This is a genomic window from Variovorax paradoxus EPS (genome assembly GCF_000184745.1).
In the GTDB taxonomy this organism is placed as follows: Bacteria; Pseudomonadota; Gammaproteobacteria; order Burkholderiales; family Burkholderiaceae_C; genus Variovorax; species Variovorax paradoxus_C.
On the sequence record NC_014931.1, the window covers coordinates 108,886 to 126,264 of the forward strand.

The window sequence follows — 17,379 nt, forward strand, 5'->3', positions numbered from 1 at the left end:
TACCGGCTATGACGGATGAGCCGCCGGAAGCGGAACCGGACCGCGCACTTTTTTTCAGGAGGGGTCGGTCGTGTCGACCAGCACCAGGTAGGACGTGAGGGTGCGCACCCGCAGCTGGGGGAAGCTGTCCACCAGCAATTGCAGTGCGCGCGTGGTGTCGTCCAGCGGCAGCACGGCCGAGACGCGGATGCCCTGCGTGCGCGCGCGGTCGTAGACGATGCCGCCCGGGTGGTAGCGGTCCAGTTCGTCGAGCACCTCGGACAGCGGACGGTCGTCGGCGACCAGCTGCCGCCGTGTCCAGGCGTTGTCGACGCTGCGCACGTCGACCGGCTCGGCCGGCCCGATGCCGACCTCGGTGATCCGCACCCGCTGGCCCGGGCCGATCACCCGCGCCTCGGCTCCCTTGCCGGCCTGCACCGTAGTGCGGGACTCCAGCATGGTCAGCTCGGTGGTTTCTCCGTCGCGGCGCACGATGAAGCGCGTGCCGAGCGCGCGGATGCTGCCCTGGGGCGTGCGGACCACGAAGGGCCGTGCGGCGTCGGGCGCCACCTCGACGCGGATGGCGCCGCGCACCAGCTCGATGCCGCGCTGCCCGGCGTCGTAGTGCAGGTTGACCGCGCTGCCGGTGTCCAGGCTGATGCGGCTGCCGTCGGGCAGCACCTGCGCGCGGGTGTCGCCGGTGGCGGTGCGCATGTCGGCCAGCAGGTAAGCCGGCGGACAGGCCCGCAGCAGCATCCAGCTCAGGCCCAGCACGACGGCCAGTGATAGCGTCGCACCCGCCTGTCGCCTTCGCCGGGACTGCCGGGGCCGGGCTTCGGTGGCCGAGGCCGTGAGCGCCGCGTGCGCGGGCCGCGCATGGCCGCCCGAGCTTTCGCGCACCGTCTGCAACTGGCCGAGCAGCCGTTCCATGCCGGCGGCCGCCGCGGCGTGGCGCGGGTCCGCCTGCTTCCAGGCATCGAAGCCTTCACGCGCGCATTCGCGCTCGGCGGAATCGTCGGCCGTGAGGCGCACGATCCACTCGGCCGCCTGCATCGCGATTGCGTCGATATCGACGGTCGACCCCTCCGTGGCCGCGCGGTTCACTGGACGAACTCCACGCGGCAATGCAGCAGCGCCAGCGCGAGGTACTTGCGCACCATGCGGTCCGATACGCCCAGGCTCTCTGCGATGGCCGTATGCGTCATGCCGTCCAGGTAGTGCAGCAGGAAGGCTTCGCGCGGCTTGGGCTGCAGGCCGTCGAGCGCGGCAGCGATCTGGGCCAGCGCCTGCATCGCCATCAGCGTTTCCTTCGGCGAGGGATGGGCGCACCCCTCCATCGCCAGCGCCAGTTCGGCCAGGTAGGCCTGCTCGATGCGCTGGCGCCGCGCGCGGTCGATCAGCAATCGCCCGGCCGTGGTGCAGAGGAAGGCGCGGGGCTTCTCGATGCTGCCCAGCATGCGCAGCGTCTCGCGCGAGGCGAGCACGCGCACGAAGGTGTCTTGCGCCACGTCGGCGGCACTGTGCGCGCAGCCCAGCTTTCGGCGCAGCCAGGCGGTCAGCCAGCCGTGGTGCGCGCGGTAGAAATCGCCCAACTGGGGCTGCAGGCGGGTATCGGGGAACGACATTCGGACATCGGAGCGCGTGCGCGGCGCACGCAAGAAGAAGAAAGGCGGCGGGAAAAGCGGAAAAACTGAGCAAATAAGAACTATTCGCATCTTCTCTCGGAAATGTGTCCTGCGGGGCGCCCGAGCCCAAAAAAGCCTGACAGGCATTGACTTGTCGGCTGATATGCATAATGATGCATGCACTGAGCGAAGAAAACTGCATTATTCTTCGTGTGACCCGTCCGCCCCAGACCAGGAGACTTCACGATGAGCGCCGATACCTCCCTGCAGCCGCCCCCCCGCGTCGACTACCGCACGGCACCCGACCAGTACCGCCACTGGTCCCTGAGCTTCGACGGCGCCATCGCCCGCCTCGTGCTCGACATCGCGGAAGACGGCGGCATCCGCCCCGGCTACAAGCTCAAGCTCAACAGCTACGACCTGGGCGTGGACATCGAACTGAACGACGCGCTCAACCGCGTGCGCTTCGAACACCCCGAGGTGCGCAGCGTGATCGTCACCAGCGGCAAGGACCGCATCTTCTGTTCGGGCGCCAACATCTTCATGCTGGGCGTCTCGGGCCACGCCTGGAAGGTGAACTTCTGCAAGTTCACCAACGAAACGCGCAACGGCATCGAAGACTCGTCGAAGCACTCGGGCCTGAAGTTCCTCGCGGCCGTGAACGGCGCCTGCGCCGGCGGCGGCTACGAACTGGCGCTGGCCTGCGACGAGATCCTGCTGGTGGACGACCGCTCCTCGGCCGTCTCGCTGCCCGAAGTGCCGCTGCTCGGCGTGCTGCCCGGCACCGGCGGCCTCACCCGCGTGACCGACAAGCGCCATGTGCGCCATGACCTCGCCGACATCTTCTGCACCAGCGTCGAAGGCGTGCGTGGCCAGCGCGCCGTCGAGTGGCGACTGGTCGATGCCGTGGCCAAGCCCGCGCAGTTCGCCGCCGCCGTGCAAGACCGCGCCTCGCAGCTTGCCGCCGGCAGCGACCGCCCCGCGGGCGGCAAGGGCGTGGCGCTCACGCGCCTGGAACGCACCGACAGCGCCGACGGCATCAGCTACTCGCACGTCGACATCCAGATCGACCGCAGCAAGCGCACCGCGACGATCACCGTGAAGGCGCCCACCGGCGCGCAGCCGGCCGACATCGCCGCCATCGAAGCTGCGGGCGCCGCCTGGTGGCCGCTCGCGATGTGCCGCGAACTCGACGACGCGATCCTGAACCTGCGCACCAACGAACTCGACGTGGGCACCTGGCTGCTCAAGACCGAAGGCGAAGCCGCCGCCGTGCTCGCATCGGACGCCGTGATGCTCGCCAACAAGGACCACTGGCTCGTGCGCGAAACCATCGGCGCGCTGCGCCGCACGCTCGCGCGCCTCGATGTGTCGTCGCGCAGCCTGTTCGCGCTGGTCGAAGCCGGTTCGTGCTTCGCCGGCACGCTGGCCGAACTGGCCTTCGCGGCCGACCGCACCTACATGCTCGCGCTGCCCGACGACGCCGAGCGCGCCCCGAAGCTCGTGCTCGACGAATTCAACTTCGGATTCTTCCCGATGGTGAACGACCAGAGCCGCCTGCAGCGCCGCTTCTATGAAGAAGCCGCGCCGCTCGATGCTGCTCGAGCCGCAGCCGGCAAGCCGCTGGACGCCGACGAAGCGCTCAAACTCGGCCTGGTCACCGCCGCGCCCGACGACATCGACTGGGACGACGAGATCCGCATCGCCATCGAAGAGCGCGCCGCGATGTCGCCCGACGCGCTCACCGGCCTGGAAGCGAACCTGCGCTTCGCGAGCAAGGAGAACATGGCGACCCGCATCTTCGGCCGGCTCACCGCCTGGCAGAACTGGATCTTCAACCGCCCCAACGCCGTCGGCGAAAAGGGCGCGCTCAAGGTCTACGGCACCGGCGAGAAGGCCGGCTTCGACATGAACCGCGTTTGATACCGCAGTCCGTACAACCCAAGGAACAACGATGAGCACGATCAACTACAGCGAGAAGATCCCCAACAACGTCAACCTCGGCGAAGACCGCACGCTGCAGCGCGCGCTCGAAGGCTGGCAGCCGAACTTCATCAACTGGTGGGACGACGTGGGCCCCGAAGGCTCGACCAACCACGACGTGTACCTGCGCACCGCGGTGAGCGTCGATCCGCAGGGCTGGGCGCAGTTCGGCCACGTGAAGATGCGCGACTACCGCTGGGGCATTTTCCTGAACCCGGGCGATGCCAACCGTGAGATCCACTTCGGCGACCACAAGGGCGAGAAGGCCTGGCAGGACGTGCCCGGCGAACACCGCGCCAACCTGCGCCGCATCATCGTGACGCAAGGCGACACCGAGCCCGCGTCGGTCGAGCAGCAGCGCCACCTGGGCCTGACGGCGCCGTCGATGTACGACCTGCGGAACCTCTTCCAGATCAACGTGGAAGAAGGCCGCCACCTGTGGGCGATGGTCTACCTGCTGCAGAAGCACTTCGGCCGCGATGGTCGCGAAGAAGCCGATGCATTGCTGCAGCGGACCTCGGGCGACGAGAACAACCCGCGCATCCTGGGCGCCTTCAACGAACGCACGCCCGACTGGCTCGCGTTCTTCATGTTCACCTACTTCACCGACCGCGACGGCAAGTTCCAGCTCTCGGCGCTGGCCGAGAGCGCGTTCGATCCGCTCGCGCGCACGACGAAGTTCATGCTGACAGAAGAGGCGCACCACATGTTCGTGGGCGAGAGCGGTGTCTCGCGCGTCATCGCGCGCACCGCGCAGATGATGAACGAATTGAAGACCGACGACGCGCAGAAAATCCGCGCGGCGGGCTGCATCGACCTGGGCACGATCCAGCGCTACCTGAACTTCCACTACAGCGTGACCATCGACCTGTTCGGCGCCGACCAGTCGAGCAACGCGGCCATCTTCTACAGCTCGGGCCTGAAGGGCCGCTACGAAGAAGGCAAGCGCACGGATGACCACATCCTCAAGGGCCAGACCTACAAGGTGCTGGAAGTGAAGGAGGGCCAGCTCGTCGAGAAGGACGTGCCGATGCTCAACGCACTCAACGAAGTGCTGCGCGACGACTTCATCAAGGACTCGGTGGCCGGCGTCGGCCGCTGGAACAAGGTGCTCGAGAAGGCCGGCATCCCGACCCGCCTGGTTGTGCCGCACAAGGCCTTCAACCGCCAGATCGGCGCGCTCGCCGGCATCAAGATGTCGCCCGAGGGCCGCGTGGTGAACGAGGTCGAATGGGCCGCCAAGCGCGATGAGTGGCTGCCCAGTTCCGAAGACTTCGCTTTCGTGGCATCGTTGATGGGCCGCGTGGTGGAGCCGGGCAAGTTCGCCGGCTGGATCTCGCCGCCGGTGATGGGCATCAATCGCCAGCCCGTCGATTTCGAGTACGTGCGTTTCGGCTGAAATTGGGTATTACTCCCTCTCCCCTTGGGGAGAGGGCAGGGGTGAGGGTAAGCGGCGTCCCCACGACAAGCCGCTCCCCCTCACCCTGACCCTCTCCCCAAGGGGCGAGGGAAAGGAGAAAAAACATGGACATGGCCGTTGAAGCCGGAGTCATCAAGCAGCACCTGATCGACCCCGAGATCTGCATCCGCTGCAACACCTGCGAGGCCACCTGCCCCGTCAACGCGATCACGCACGACGACAACAACTACGTCGTGCGGGCCGACGTGTGCAATGGCTGCATGGCCTGCATCTCGCCGTGCCCGACGGGCTCCATCGACAACTGGCGCACGATGCCGCTGGTGCGCGCGTACACGATCGAAGAACAGCTCACCTGGGAAGAACTGCCCGCGGAACTGACGCCCGAGGAGCTTGAGGCCGCCGGCATTTCCGCCGATGTGGGCGATGAAGCCGGCGCCAGCGCCGCACCTTCGCCGACGCAAGCGCAAGCCGCGGTCGAGCCCATCGAAGCGGTCTTCAATTCCGCGCAGTACGGCGCGACCGTGCCGCCCTGGTCGGCCGCACACGCGTACACCAACCTGTTCCCGCCGAAGACGCCGACGATCGCCACCGTGGTGGGCAACTTCAATTGCACCGAAGCTGGCTTCGAGAGCGAGACGCACCACATCGTGCTCGACTTCGGCGTGGTGCCGTTCCCGGTGCTCGAAGGCCAGTCGATCGGCATCGTGCCGCCGGGCGTGGATGCCATCGGCAAGCGCCACCATGCGCGCCAGTACTCGGTGGCGAGCCCGCGCAACGGCGAGCGGCCCGGCTACAACAACGTCTCGCTCACCGTCAAGCGCGTGACCGAAGACCACCAGGGCGACCCGGTGCTCGGCGTGTGCTCCAACTATGTGTGCGACCTGAAGGTGGGCGACACGGTGCAGGTGGTGGGGCCCTTCGGCGCCTCGTTCCTGATGCCGAACCATCCCAAGTCGCACATCGTGATGATCTGCACCGGCACCGGCAGCGCACCGATGCGCGCGATGACCGAATGGCGCCGGCGCCTGCGCAAGAGCGGCAAGTTCGAAGGCGGCAAGCTCATGCTGTTCTTCGGCGCGCGCACGCAGCAGGAGCTGCCGTACTTCGGCCCGTTGCAGTCGCTCCCCAAGGACTTCATCGACATCAACCTCGCGTTCTCACGCACGCCGGGGCAGCCCAAGCGCTACGTGCAGGATCTGATGCGCGAACGTGCCGCGGACCTGGCTGCGCTGCTGAAGGACGGCACCAGCCACTTCTACGTGTGCGGCTTGAAGAGCATGGAGGAGGGCGTGGTGCTCGCGCTGCGCGATGTGGCGACGGAAGCGGGGCTCGACTGGGACACGCTCGGTGCATCGCTGAAGCGCGAAGGCCGCCTCCACCTGGAAACCTACTGAGCCGCGGCGGATGAAGTTCGCCGACTTCCATGCGGGCCAGGTCATCGAGGCCGGGCCGTACGTGCTCACCGAAGAAGAACTGGTCCGGTTCGCGAAGGACTACGACCCGCAGTGGTTCCACACCGATGCAGAAGCCGCCGCGCACAGCGCGTTCGGTGGACTGATCGCGAGCGGTTGGCACACCTGTGCGATCGCAATGCGCCTCGTGGTCGAAACGGCGCTGAAGGGTTCGGAGTCTTTTGCGTCACCGGGGCTCGAACATGTGCGCTGGCCCAACCCCGTGCGGCCCGGCGATGCCTTGCGGCTCGTGGCCGAAGTGATCGAGGTGCGCCGCTCCGAGAAGCGGCCCACGCTCGGCATCCTGCGGTGGCGCTGGCGGCTGTTCAACCAGCGTGAACTGATGGTGCTCGATGTGGAAGTGACGAGTCTCTTCAGGCTCGAAGCTCCCAGCTGAACGCACTGGCCGCATCTTCACGGCCGTTCCGCCACAACCTTTTCCTCGGCAGGGTCAAAACAGCCCTGCGTCGACGCTTTGCATCTCACGCAACAAATAATGTTGCATGAAACGAGACAGCAAGCTTTCAGCCGTTCTCCACGTGCTGCTGCACATGGCCGAGATGGACGGACCCATCACCTCCGAGTCGCTCGCCGCGGCGATGCACACCAACCCGGTCGTCGTGCGGCGGATCATGGCGGGCCTGCGACAAGCCGGCTTCGTGAGTTCGGCCAAGGGGCACGGCGGCGGCTGGGTGCTGTCGTGCTCGCTGGCGCGCGTGACGCTCGGCGACATCCACAACGCCGTCGGCGCGCCTGCGCTGCTGGCCATGGGCAACCGCACCGAGAGCCCGGGCTGCATCGTCGAGCAGGCCGTGAACGCGGCGCTCGACGACGCTTTCGATGCGGCCGAGGCCTTGCTGCTCAAGCGTTTCAACAGCATCACGCTGGCCGATCTCTCCAAGGACTTTCATCGCCGCATGACGGGCGGCGGCTTTACCCAGAAGGACATTGAACATGCGCTATGACGCTCTTGTCGTGGGCGGCAGCTTTGCCGGCCTTTCCGCTGCCATGCAGCTCGCGCGCGCGCGCAAGAACGTGTGCGTGGTCGATGCGGGCGCGCCGCGCAACCGCTTCGCCGCCGCGGCGCACGGCTTCTTCGGGCAGGACGGCGTGCCGCCGCTGAAGATGATTTCCGATGCGCGGGCCAAGCTCCTGGCCTATCCGAACGTGACCCTTATCGAAGGCCGCGTGGCGAGTGCGCAGGCCGATGGTGCGGGCGGCTTTGTCGCATCGCTCGATGACGGCGACCGGCAGCTCTCGGCCGGCAAGCTCCTGCTGGCCTTCGGTGTGCAGGACGGCTTTCCGGACGGCATCGCCGGTGTGCGCGAACGCTGGGGCACCAGCGTGCTGCACTGTCCCTATTGCCACGGCTATGAATTCAGCGGCCGCAGGCTCGGTGTGCTGATCGAGGCGCCGCACCCGCCGGATCACGCGATGCTGATCGCCGAATGGGGGCCGGCGACGCTGTTCCTGAACGGCAACAACACGGTGGAGGAGGAGGCGCGCGCGAAGCTGCAGGCACGCGGCGTGACGGTCGAACCTGGCCGCATCGTCGCGCTGGAAGGGCCGGCAAAGGACCTGAGCGGTGTGCGCCTCGAAGACGGACGCATCGTGCCGGTCGACGCGCTGTTCATGGTCCCGCGCACGCGTCCTTCCAGCCCCATTGCGGAACAGCTGGGATGCGCATTCGACGACGGCCCGGCCGGTCCGGTGATCCGCACCGACGCGATGAAGATGACCACCGTGCCCGGCGTGTATGCCGCGGGCGATGTGGCCATGCCGATGCACAACGCCACGCTGTCCTCGGCCGACGGCGTGATGGCCGGCACGTCGATGCATCGGGCGATGGTGTTTGGCGCTTGACCCCACTTTTTTCTCGGGCTCGGGAAAAACGGGCTCGGAGCCCCCTATAATTCGACGCTCGAAATGCGGGAATAGCTCAGTTGGTAGAGCGCAACCTTGCCAAGGTTGAGGTCGAGAGTTCGAGACTCTTTTCCCGCTCCACATTTCATGCAAAAGGCCACCTCACCGGTGGCCTTTTCTTTGGGGGCGCGTGTTCAGCCCTTCGCGGGCAGCACCGTTCCCCGGCTCTCGCCGAATCCGATGCGCGCATGCCCCGGCTTCTCGCACCAGCCGCGCAGCAGCACCGCATCGCCGTCTTCCAGGAAGCCGCGCTGCTCGCCGTTCGCCAGCGCCACAGGGCTTTGCCCCGCACGCGTGAGCTCGATGATCGCGCCGGCTTCGCCTTCGCCCGGTCCCGAGATCGTGCCGCTGCCGAACAGGTCGCCCGGGTTCAGCTGGCAGCCGCCCATCGTGTGGTGCGCCACCATCTGCGCCACGCTCCAGTACTGGTGTTTGAAGCTCGTGCGCGACAGGCGTGAGGGGCCGCTCTTGCCCTCGCGCGCCTTTTCGCTTTCGAGCCACACCTCCAGGCGGATGTCGATCGCGCCGCTCTCCCGGTTCGATTTGCTCTCCAAGTAGTCGAGCGGCTGGGGCTCGCTGCTCGGCCGCGTCCAGGCCTGGCGATAGGGCGCGAGCGCTTCCATCGTCACGATCCACGGCGAGATCGTGGTCGCGAAGTTCTTCGCAAGAAAGGGCCCGAGCGGCGCCATCTCCCAGAACTGGATGTCGCGCGCGGACCAATCGTTGAGCAAACAGATGCCGAAGATATGTTCCTCCGCGCGTTCGAGCGGAATCGGCTCGCCGGCCGCGTTGCCTTCGCCGATCCACACGCCGAGTTCGAGTTCGTAGTCGAGCCGTGCGCACGCGTGGTACGTCGGCGCCTTCGCACCGGGCGCCAAGGTCTGCCCCATTGGCCGGTGAAAGCGCTGCCCGCTCACACCGATGGTCGAGACGCGCCCGTGGTAGGCCGTCGGAATCCAGCGAAAGTTCGGCGTCACGTCACCCTCGGGATTGAACAGGCGCGTGATGTTCAACGCATGGTCGATCGATGTGTAGAAGTCGGTGTAGTCGCCGATGCGCGCGGGCACGGTGTATTCCACTTCGGACTGCGGCACGAGGCACTTGCGCAAGTCGTCCACGGTCGCTGCCGGCGCATCGCTTCGCAGCAGCGCGAAGACCAGATGGCGCAGCGCTTGCCACGCAGCAGGGCCGAGAGCGAAGAAATCGTTCAGCGCGGGCAGGGCGGCCACGCGAGCTGCATCGAGCGCGAGCCCGTCGGCATGCGAGCCGGCAGCCAACGCCGCCAGGTCGAGCACTTGGTCGCCGATGGCCACGCCGCCGCGAAACGGCTCAGGGCTGCCGATGCGGCGGAACACGGCATACGGCAGGTTCTGGATCGGGAAGTCGCTGCCCGCGACGTTGGCCGCGTCCACCCAACTGCGGGCGTCGACGTCGTGCGTGTGGTTGAGTTCGATCATCGGAGAGGTTCTCTTTCGCTCAGACCGACGCCATCAGCGCGTCGTCGAAGATCGCCACTGCGCGCGTCCAGCCCGCCGACGCGCCGCGGATCTTGTGCGGGAAGCAGCTGATGAAGAAGCCCGTGGGCGGCAGCACTTCCAGGTTGTGCAGCTTCTCGATGTGGCAGTAGCCGATGTCGCGGCCGGCCTTGTGGCCCTCCCAGATCAATGAGGCGTCCTGCGTCTCGCCGTATTTCTTCGCGGTGTGCACGAAGGGCGCGTCCCAGCTCCACGCGTCGGTGCCGGTGAGGCGCACGCCGCGTTCCAGCAAGTACATCGTCGCTTCGTAGCCCATGCCTGCGCCGGCCGATACGTAGTCGTTGCTGCCGTAGCGCTTGCCCGCACGTGTGTTGACCACCACGATCTCCAACGGGCTCAGCGTGTGGCCTATGCGCTTCAGCTCGGCCTCCACGTCGGCAGCCGTGACCACGTAGCCATCGGCGAAGTGGCGAAAGTCGAGCTTCACGCCGGGCTGGAAGCACCACTCGAGCGGCACGTCGTGGATGGCGATGGCGGGCTTCTTTTCGCCGAGCGCCTTGTCCATGGTCGAGTGGAAGTGATAGGGCGCATCCAGGTGCGTGCCGTTGTGCGTGGAGAGCTGCACCAGTTCCACGGCCCAGCCTTCGCCATCGGGCAGGTCTTCTTTCTTTAAGCCGGGGAAGAAGGGCTCGATCTGCTCGTAGGTCTGCTCGTGCGTGAAGTACTGGATCTTCGGCGCGAAGGCGGGCGGGTCGGAGAGCACATCGTTCTCCAGAAAGATCGAGAGGTCGACGAATTTGCGTGGCATGGCGGGGCTCCTTGTGGGGGATGTTGGTGTTGGCGTGAAGGAAGGAATGAATGACTGAAGCAAATCGATCAGGGTTGCTGCCAGCGCAGCAGGCGCTTCTCTGCAAAGGCCAGCAGCGCGTTGCTCACGAAGCCGATGAGCCCGAGCAGCACGATGCCGGCGAACAGATCGCTCGCGCGGAAGGCGCGCGCGGCCAGCAGGATGGCTTGGCCCAGGCCGCTCTGCGAGGCGATCATTTCGCCCACCACTGCGACGATGAGCGCGATGGTCAGCGCGAGGCGCATGCCGGCCAGGATGTCGGGCATCGCATTCGGCAATCCCATCTTCCAGATGTACGCGGCGCGCGACATCTGCAGGCAGCGCGCCACTTCCGCGAGGCGCGGCTCCACCGCCGCGAAGCCGTGCACCGTGGCCAGCAGCACCGGCCACATCGCGCCGAACGCGACCACGAAAAGCACCATGCCGGGGTTCAGCCCGAAGATCGAAATGGCGAGCGGCAGCAATGCCGAGGCGGGCAGCGGACGGATGAATTCGAGCGTCGGTTGAATCCACGCGCGCACCGCGGGCGACACGCCGATGGCCGCGCCCAGCACCACGCCGAAGAGCGAGGCCAGCAGCCAGCCCTCGACCATGCGGCCGACCGTCGCTTGCGTGAAGGCCAGCAGTTCGCCGTTGCCTGAACCGCCGGAGAGGTTGAGCCCTTCGAGCAGGCTCGCGAAGGTGGCCTGCGGCGTCGGCAGGAACACACGGCTGACCCAGCCCGCGTTGCTCGCGACCCACCAGAGCGCAATGAGCGCGCACAGCACTGCGAACGAGCCAAGCCAGTTCAGGCTCGAGGGCGCGCGATCGTTGCTGTTCATGCCATCACCCCCATGCGACGCGCGACCGTGCGCTGCAGCAGCACCATGCCCGCGTTGACCGCGAAGCCCACCACGCCGATCCAGCCGAGCCACGCGAGCATCAGCGCGGGGTCGAAGCTCTGCTGCGCGATCATCATCGCGTAGCCCATGCCGTTGGGGTTGGCGGCGATCTCCACCGTCACCGCAACCACCAGCGCCACTGCCACGCCCAGGCGCAGCGCGACAAAGAGGCGCGGCACGATGGCCGGCAGCACGATCTTGAAGGCACGCTCGCGCGCCGAGAGGCCGAGCACGCGGCTCACCTCGAGCAGGCGCGGCTCGATCTGCTGCACCGCCGACTGCACCAGCACCAGGAGCGGCCAGAAGGTGGCGAAGGCAACGATGGCCAGTTCCATGCGCACGCCGAAGCCGAAGGCCAGCATCGCGAGCGGAATCAGCGCGACCGAGGGAACAGGCCGCAGCACCTCGATGGAGACCGAGCCCAACTGTGCGGCACGGCGCGAGAGGCCGAGCACCAGGCCCAGCGCAATGCCGAGCACCGCGCCGATCAGCAAGCCGAGCGCCGCGGTGCCGAGCGTGAAGCCGGTGGCCTGCCAGAGCGAACCGTCGAGCGCCGCGCCGGCGAAGGCCTTGGCGGCCGCACTGGGCGGCGCGAGCGCATCGCTGCCCAGCGCCGCTGCGCGCCGCGCATACCACTCGAAGGCGCCGACCAGCAGCGCGGGAAACACCCACGGCCGCAGCCAGCGGAAGAGGCGGCCTTCAGTCATGGCCCTGCTCGATGAAAGCGAACAGCTCACGCCGCAACTGCAGGTATTCGGGATGCTCCTTGGTCGTGAGCTGGTCGCGTGGGCGCGGGATCTTCACGTCGATCATCCGCGCGAGGCTCGGCCGTCCCGGGCCGGGGTTGGCCTGCAGCGCGATCACGCGGTCGCCGAGGTAGATGGCTTCTTCGAGGTCGTGCGTGACGAACAGCACCGTGAGCCCGTCGTCGCGCACCAGCCGCGCGAGTTCGTCCTGCAGGCTCTGCCGCGTGAGCGCGTCGAGCGCGCCGAAGGGCTCGTCCATCATCATCAGTTCGGGCTTCTGCGCGAGGCAGCGCGCGATCTGCGCGCGCTGCTGCATGCCGCCCGAGAGCTGCACCGGAAACTTCTGCGCATGCTTCGCGAGGCCGACCTTGCCGAGCACATCCGCGATGCGCGGCGAGCGTTCGGCGGCGGGCACGCCGGCCGCTTCGAGCGCGAGGCTCACGTTGCCTTCGACCGTGCGCCATGGCAGCAGCGCGCGGCCGTAGTCCTGGAACACGAAGGCCACTTCACGCGAAGGCTCGGTCATCTTCACGCCGTTGCGCCGCACCTCGCCGGCACTCGCGGTGACGAGGCCGCTGGCCGCGCGCAGCAGCGTGGTCTTGCCGCAGCCGCTCGGGCCGACGATGCAGACGAACTCGCCGCGTGCCACGTCGAACGAAGTGGGCGACAGGATCTCGCGGCCGCCCAGGCGGATGGCGACGCCGTCGAAGCGAAGGAACGGTGTGGCGTGCATCGTGGAACTTGTCGGCGAACGCGCGGCGCTCACGGAAAGCGCGGCGCGCGCGGTGATCGGGGCGGGTGAGGAAATCACTTGGCGATCAGCTTTGCAACGTCGATGTTGGTCTTGAGCATGTCCTGCTCCTTCATGAGCCCGGTCCAGTAACCGAGCTGCTTTTCGGTGACGACCGGGCCGGGCGGCGAGACCTGCACCTTGGCCAGCACGTCGGGCGGCAGCTTGATGTATTTGCCGATGGCCGCGCGCACCTTCGCATCGTTCTTCGCCTGTTGCATGAAGCCGCCGGACTCCACCAGCGCCTCGCGGAACGCGCGCGCCGTCGCGGGGTTCTTCGCGACCCATTCGCGCTTGGCCGCATGCACGATGGTCTGGTTGTTCTCGGGCAGGAAGGTCGAGTAGTACGAGGCCACATAGCCTGCGCCGCTCTCGGTGATGCGGCTCATGAACGGATCGGCCGACACCACCGCATCCACCGAGCCGCCACGCAAGAGGTCGGCGTGCTGTGGGAACGAGGCTTCGACGAAGTTGACCTTTCGATAGTCGACGCCGCTGTCTTTCAGCCACGCACGGAAGGTCACGTGCAGGAAGGCGCCGAGGCCCGGCACGCCGATCTTCTTGCCCACGCAGTCTTGCGGACTCTTGATGCCCGAGCCCGCGCGCGCCACCAGGCCGAAGCCGGTGATGGTCTTCGAGGTGAGGCCGCCGCCGGCCACGAGCACCAGGTCGAGCCCGCCATCGACTGCCTGCAGGAACACCGAGGGCGTGGGGCCGCCGATCTGCAGCGAATCGGACTGCAGCGCCGCAGGAATCGTGGAGTTGAGCGGAATGAACTTCAGCTCCACATCGAGCCCGCGCTTCTTGAAATAGCCCTCTTCGGCCGCCACGAAGACGGAGGCGAAATCGGTCACGGCGGTGTAGCCGAACACGATCTTCGGATGGGACTGCTGCGCGCGCGAAGGCAGCGCCGCGCTGGCCGATGCGGCCGCGAGCGCCGACAGCAGGGTGCGTCGTTTCATCATGTCTTCTGTCTCCGGGTGGGGGTTTTCTGTTGTGTGCGCGGGGTCTTGGGCTTCGGCAGCGCGGCGCGCAGGCCGCCGACGATGAAGTTCACGAGCATCGGCGCCACGGCCGGGTCGGCGCGCTTGTTCTCGCCGCGCGAGAGCCGTTCGATGCGGCTGTCGTTCAGGTGATGCAGCAGCGCACCGAGCGCGAACTGGTAGCCCCATGCGACCTGGCCGCGCGTGGCGTGCGGCAGCGCGACGTGCAGCGCATCGATGTATGCGGCGGCCAGCGGATCGAAGTAGCCGCGCAGCACGCGGTCGGCTTCCTCGGTCGCGTGATAGAGCTCGCGCGCCACCAGCAGCGCGTAGTACTCGCCCTCGGCGCTCGCGCGCAATGCGAGCACGGGCGTGGTGAAGGCTTCGATGATGCTCGGCAGCGTGCAGGCGTCGTCGGGGTCGTTGTTCACCTCCGCGAGGCGCGTGAGCCGCTCTTCGATGGTGTGGCTCCAGTGCTCGAAGATGGCGTGAAAGAGTTCGTGCTTCGGCCCGAAGTAATAGCCCACCAGCGCGAGCGGCACGCCGGCCTCTTCGGCGATCTGCCGGATCGTCACCGCGTGATAGCCGTGCTGCGCGAAGAGCTTCTCGGCGGCCAGCAGGATGGCCTGGCGGCGGTCGGGCCTGCCGGCCTCGGCGGTGATCGCCGCGGCCCGCGGGGCACTGCGTCGGGCGGTCGGGGTGCGGGTGTTCATGGGGCCGTATTGAACAGCCGTACAAAAATGTTGAACACGCGTACAAACCCTGAGGTCAACCCCCATTGAGCACGGTCGTTCGCAGCGCTACGCTCGGGTCATGCCTGTTCCCAATGTTCCCAACATCCCCCAGATCCGCCTCTATCAAAACTGGCTGCGCGAGCAGCGCGGCCTCTCGTTCGACACCTACGACGCGCTCTGGCGCTGGTCCGTCACCGACCTCGATGCGTTCTGGCAGAGCATCTGGGATTACGCGGGCCTGCAGTCGCCCACGCCGCACACCGCGGTGCTCGCCGAGGCGCGCATGCCCGGCGCGCGATGGTTCCCTGGCGCGCAGGTCAACTATGCGCGCGAGGTGCTGCGGCATGCCGATGCAGCGCATGCCGCCGGCATGCCCGCGATCGTGAGCGACAACGAACTCGGCGAAGTGCGCGAGCTGTCGTGGCCCGAAATGCGCCGCCAGGTCGCCGCAGTCGCGCTCACGCTCAAGTCGCTCGGCGTGCAGCGCGGCGACCGTGTCGCGGCCTACATGCCCAACGTGCCCGAGACCATGGTCGCGTTTCTCGCATGCTCCAGCATCGGCGCGATCTGGAGCGTATGCGCGCCCGACATGGGCACCGCCGCCGTGGCCGATCGCTTCCGCCAGATCGAGCCCAAGGTGTTGATCGCTGTCGACGGCGTTCACTACGGCGGCAAGCCGCTCGACCGCAGCGCCGTGCTGCAGGAGCTGCGCGCTCAATTGCCGAGCGTGAAGAAGCTGCTGCTCGTGAAGACGTCTTTCGCCGCGAGCCCCGTTGCACACGACGTCGACTGGACCGAGGCCACCGCGCGCAACGACGGCGAGGTCGGCGCCTTCGAGCCCGAGTGGCTGCCCTTCGACCACCCGATCTGGATCGTCTATTCGAGCGGCACCACGGGTCTCCCCAAGCCCATCGTGCACGGGCAGGGCGGCATTCTGCTCACCATGCATGCCTGCGGCCTGCACAACGACGTGGGCGCGAGCTACGGCGCCAACAACTTCGGCGAGCGCTACCACTGGTACAGCTCCACCGGCTGGGTGATGTGGAACTCGCAGCTCTCGGGCATGGCCTTCGGCGCGACCATCTGCATCTACGACGGCAACCCCGCGGGCAGCAAGGAGAAGCCCGACTGGGGCGTGCTGTGGCGCTTCGTCGCACGCCACAAGGTCAGCTTCTTCGGCGCGGGCGCGGCCTACTTCACCAACTGCATGAAGGCCGGCATCGTCGCGAAGGAATGCGGCGATCTCTCGCGCGTGCGCGCGCTCGGCAGCACCGGCTCGCCGCTGCCCGAGGAAGTGCAGCGCTGGGGCTCGCAGCAGATCCTCGATGCGGGCTCCAAGGATGTGTGGTGGTGCAACATCTCCGGCGGCACCGACTTCTGCGGCGCCTTCGTCGGCGGCAACCGCGAGCTGCCCGAGGTGCCGGGCCAGATGCAGTGCCGCGAACTCGGCCATGCGGTCGAAGCGTGGAACGAGCAGGGCCAACCGGTCATCGGCGAAGTCGGCGAGCTGGTCTGCACGAAAGCCATTCCGTCGATGCCGCTCTACTTCTGGGGCGACGAGGGCAACGCGCGCTACGTGTCGAGCTACTTCGACACCTACCCCGGCGTGTGGCGCCACGGCGACTGGATCAAGATCGGCGAAGACGGCGGCTGCGTCATCTACGGCCGCAGCGATGCCACCATCAACCGCCAGGGCCTGCGCATGGGCACGAGCGAGATCTACAGCGCGGTCGAGGGCCTGCCCGAAGTGCTCGACTCGATGGTGGTCGATCTCGAATACCTCGGCCGCGACAGCTACATGCCGCTCTTCGTGGTGCTGCGACCGGGCGTGGCGCTCGACGAGGCGATGCGCACCCGCCTCAACAACGCGATCAAGACCTCGCTCTCGCCGCGCTTCGTGCCCAACGACATCTTCCAGGTCGCCGAGATCCCGCGCACGCTCTCGGGCAAGAAGCAGGAGCTGCCGATCAAGAAGCTGCTGCTGGGCCAGCCGATCGAGAAGGTGGTGAACCGCGAGGCGATGGCCAACCCCGGAAGCCTCGATTGGTACGTGGCCTTTGCCGCGGAGCGTGCCTCCGCATAATGAGCCGGATGAAAAGACGTACCAGCCTCCTGATGCTTTCCGCCGCAGCCGGCGCTTCGATGTTGAGCGCCTGTGCTTCTTCCACACCCGCATCGAAGCCCGCTGGCGCCGCATCGCTGCGTGTGAGCGGCACGGTGGCCTACCGCGAGCGCATCGCGCTCGACCCCGCGGCCGAGGTCGTGGTCCAGCTGCTCGATGTGTCGCGCATGGACGCACCTTCGGTCACGCTGGCCGAGCAGCGCATCAAGGCCAACGGCAAGCAGGTGCCCTTCGCCTACGAGTTGCAGGTCGATGCCGCGCGCATCGATCCGCGCATGCGCTACGCGGTGTCGGCGCGCATTCTGCGCGGCGAGCAACTGCTGTTCATCAACGACACGCAGTACCCGGTGCTCACGCAGGGCAGCGGCACCACCGCCAACCTCGTGCTGGTGCGCGTAACGCCGTCGCCGCGCTGAGCGG

16 protein-coding genes, 1 tRNA gene and 2 pseudogenes are annotated in these 17,379 nt (G+C 67.3%); 9 read left to right on the top strand and 10 right to left on the bottom strand.

Features of this window, described 5'->3' with window-relative positions; translation table 11 throughout:
* Window positions 1-54: 54 nt before the first annotated feature.
* Window positions 55-1,083: a FecR family protein gene (locus VARPA_RS00520; protein ID WP_013538576.1), complete on the bottom strand. Its 1,029-nt coding sequence runs from the start codon at window positions 1,081-1,083 to the stop codon at window positions 55-57.
* Entirely contained in the window at window positions 1,080-1,604 is a 525-nt protein-coding gene (locus VARPA_RS00525) for a sigma-70 family RNA polymerase sigma factor (protein WP_013538577.1), read from the bottom strand. Before VARPA_RS00525 ends, VARPA_RS00520 begins: the two co-directional genes overlap by 4 nt.
* 246 nt (window positions 1,605-1,850) lie before the next feature.
* Here VARPA_RS00525 and boxC point away from each other — a divergent pair, with 246 nt between their 5' ends.
* The 5 genes and pseudogenes from boxC to VARPA_RS00550 form a co-directional block, all read left to right on the top strand.
* Window positions 1,851-3,527, top strand: coding sequence for a 2,3-epoxybenzoyl-CoA dihydrolase (boxC, locus tag VARPA_RS00530; RefSeq protein WP_013538578.1), 1,677 nt, complete (start codon window positions 1,851-1,853; stop codon window positions 3,525-3,527).
* A gap of 31 nt (window positions 3,528-3,558) precedes the next feature.
* Window positions 3,559-4,986: a benzoyl-CoA 2,3-epoxidase subunit BoxB gene (boxB, locus tag VARPA_RS00535; protein ID WP_013538579.1), complete on the top strand. Its 1,428-nt coding sequence runs from the start codon at window positions 3,559-3,561 to the stop codon at window positions 4,984-4,986.
* A 125-nt stretch (window positions 4,987-5,111) separates the two neighbouring features.
* A complete protein-coding gene (boxA, locus tag VARPA_RS00540; protein WP_013538580.1) occupies window positions 5,112-6,401 on the top strand; it encodes a benzoyl-CoA 2,3-epoxidase subunit BoxA in 1,290 nt (429 codons plus the stop codon).
* 10 nt (window positions 6,402-6,411) lie between these two features.
* Window positions 6,412-6,855, top strand: a complete 444-nt coding sequence (locus VARPA_RS00545) for a MaoC family dehydratase (protein WP_013538581.1) — start codon at window positions 6,412-6,414, stop codon at window positions 6,853-6,855.
* A 106-nt stretch (window positions 6,856-6,961) separates the two neighbouring features.
* A pseudogene (locus tag VARPA_RS00550) lies at window positions 6,962-7,348 on the top strand (Rrf2 family transcriptional regulator); the annotation flags it as partial.
* Here the strand turns inward: VARPA_RS00550 and VARPA_RS31925 are convergent.
* A pseudogene (locus VARPA_RS31925) lies at window positions 7,346-7,414 on the bottom strand (hypothetical protein); the annotation flags it as partial. The pseudogenes VARPA_RS00550 and VARPA_RS31925 overlap by 3 nt on opposite strands.
* Here VARPA_RS31925 and VARPA_RS00555 point away from each other — a divergent pair.
* A complete protein-coding gene (locus VARPA_RS00555; protein ID WP_013538583.1) occupies window positions 7,413-8,321 on the top strand; it encodes an NAD(P)/FAD-dependent oxidoreductase in 909 nt (302 codons plus the stop codon). The pseudogene VARPA_RS31925 and the gene VARPA_RS00555 sit on opposite strands and share 2 nt — an antisense overlap.
* 65 nt (window positions 8,322-8,386) lie before the next feature.
* Window positions 8,387-8,462, top strand: a tRNA-Gly gene (locus tag VARPA_RS00560).
* 53 nt (window positions 8,463-8,515) lie between these two features.
* On the opposite strand, the gene fahA is transcribed toward VARPA_RS00560, so the two are convergent.
* The 7 genes from fahA to VARPA_RS00595 all read right to left on the bottom strand — a co-directional run bounded on the left by fahA (window position 8,516) and on the right by VARPA_RS00595 (window position 14,816).
* Window positions 8,516-9,838, bottom strand: a complete 1,323-nt coding sequence (gene fahA / locus VARPA_RS00565; RefSeq protein WP_013538584.1) for a fumarylacetoacetase — start codon at window positions 9,836-9,838, stop codon at window positions 8,516-8,518.
* A 19-nt stretch (window positions 9,839-9,857) separates the two neighbouring features.
* Entirely contained in the window at window positions 9,858-10,664 is an 807-nt protein-coding gene (locus tag VARPA_RS00570) for a cyclase family protein (RefSeq protein WP_013538585.1), read from the bottom strand.
* Window positions 10,665-10,732: 68 nt separating this feature from the next.
* Window positions 10,733-11,524, bottom strand: a complete 792-nt coding sequence (locus VARPA_RS00575; RefSeq protein ID WP_013538586.1) for an ABC transporter permease — start codon at window positions 11,522-11,524, stop codon at window positions 10,733-10,735.
* Entirely contained in the window at window positions 11,521-12,291 is a 771-nt protein-coding gene (locus VARPA_RS00580; protein WP_013538587.1) for an ABC transporter permease, read from the bottom strand. The genes VARPA_RS00575 and VARPA_RS00580 overlap by 4 nt, the downstream gene beginning before the upstream one ends.
* On the bottom strand, window positions 12,284-13,141 hold the full coding sequence (locus VARPA_RS00585) for an ABC transporter ATP-binding protein (RefSeq protein ID WP_041942722.1): 858 nt from the start codon (window positions 13,139-13,141) through the stop codon (window positions 12,284-12,286). The genes VARPA_RS00580 and VARPA_RS00585 overlap by 8 nt, the downstream gene beginning before the upstream one ends.
* A complete protein-coding gene (locus VARPA_RS00590; protein WP_013538589.1) occupies window positions 13,138-14,085 on the bottom strand; it encodes an ABC transporter substrate-binding protein in 948 nt (315 codons plus the stop codon). Before VARPA_RS00590 ends, VARPA_RS00585 begins: the two co-directional genes overlap by 4 nt.
* Window positions 14,082-14,816, bottom strand: coding sequence for a TetR/AcrR family transcriptional regulator (locus VARPA_RS00595; RefSeq protein WP_013538590.1), 735 nt, complete (start codon window positions 14,814-14,816; stop codon window positions 14,082-14,084). The genes VARPA_RS00590 and VARPA_RS00595 overlap by 4 nt, the downstream gene beginning before the upstream one ends.
* Before the next feature lie 100 nt (window positions 14,817-14,916).
* Between VARPA_RS00595 and VARPA_RS00600 the strand changes: the two genes are divergently transcribed.
* Both VARPA_RS00600 and VARPA_RS00605 read left to right on the top strand, forming a co-directional pair.
* Window positions 14,917-16,920: an acetoacetate--CoA ligase gene (locus VARPA_RS00600; RefSeq protein WP_013538591.1), complete on the top strand. Its 2,004-nt coding sequence runs from the start codon at window positions 14,917-14,919 to the stop codon at window positions 16,918-16,920.
* 8 nt (window positions 16,921-16,928) lie between these two features.
* The gene (locus VARPA_RS00605) at window positions 16,929-17,375 is read left to right on the top strand and encodes a YbaY family lipoprotein (protein WP_234974900.1); all 447 of its coding nucleotides are present in this window, start codon (window positions 16,929-16,931) and stop codon (window positions 17,373-17,375) included.
* Window positions 17,376-17,379: the final 4 nt, after the last annotated feature.

Excerpts from the sequence above, each read along its gene's own strand:
- VARPA_RS00570 (WP_013538585.1), bottom strand. The coding sequence starts at position 10,664 with ATGCCACGCAAATTCGTCGACCTCTCGATCTTTCTGGAGAACGATGTG.
- VARPA_RS00600 (WP_013538591.1), top strand. The coding sequence starts at position 14,917 with ATGCCTGTTCCCAATGTTCCCAACATCCCCCAGATCCGCCTCTATCAA.
- VARPA_RS00605 (WP_234974900.1), top strand. The coding sequence starts at position 16,929 with ATGAAAAGACGTACCAGCCTCCTGATGCTTTCCGCCGCAGCCGGCGCT.
- boxB (WP_013538579.1), top strand. The coding sequence starts at position 3,559 with ATGAGCACGATCAACTACAGCGAGAAGATCCCCAACAACGTCAACCTC.
- VARPA_RS00580 (WP_013538587.1), bottom strand. The coding sequence starts at position 12,291 with ATGACTGAAGGCCGCCTCTTCCGCTGGCTGCGGCCGTGGGTGTTTCCC.
- fahA (WP_013538584.1), bottom strand. The coding sequence starts at position 9,838 with ATGATCGAACTCAACCACACGCACGACGTCGACGCCCGCAGTTGGGTG.
- boxA (WP_013538580.1), top strand. The coding sequence starts at position 5,112 with ATGGACATGGCCGTTGAAGCCGGAGTCATCAAGCAGCACCTGATCGAC.
- boxC (WP_013538578.1), top strand. The coding sequence starts at position 1,851 with ATGAGCGCCGATACCTCCCTGCAGCCGCCCCCCCGCGTCGACTACCGC.
- VARPA_RS00555 (WP_013538583.1), top strand. The coding sequence starts at position 7,413 with ATGCGCTATGACGCTCTTGTCGTGGGCGGCAGCTTTGCCGGCCTTTCC.
- VARPA_RS00545 (WP_013538581.1), top strand. The coding sequence starts at position 6,412 with ATGAAGTTCGCCGACTTCCATGCGGGCCAGGTCATCGAGGCCGGGCCG.
- VARPA_RS00590 (WP_013538589.1), bottom strand. The coding sequence starts at position 14,085 with ATGATGAAACGACGCACCCTGCTGTCGGCGCTCGCGGCCGCATCGGCC.
- VARPA_RS00575 (WP_013538586.1), bottom strand. The coding sequence starts at position 11,524 with ATGAACAGCAACGATCGCGCGCCCTCGAGCCTGAACTGGCTTGGCTCG.
- VARPA_RS00595 (WP_013538590.1), bottom strand. The coding sequence starts at position 14,816 with ATGAACACCCGCACCCCGACCGCCCGACGCAGTGCCCCGCGGGCCGCG.
- VARPA_RS00525 (WP_013538577.1), bottom strand. The coding sequence starts at position 1,604 with ATGTCGTTCCCCGATACCCGCCTGCAGCCCCAGTTGGGCGATTTCTAC.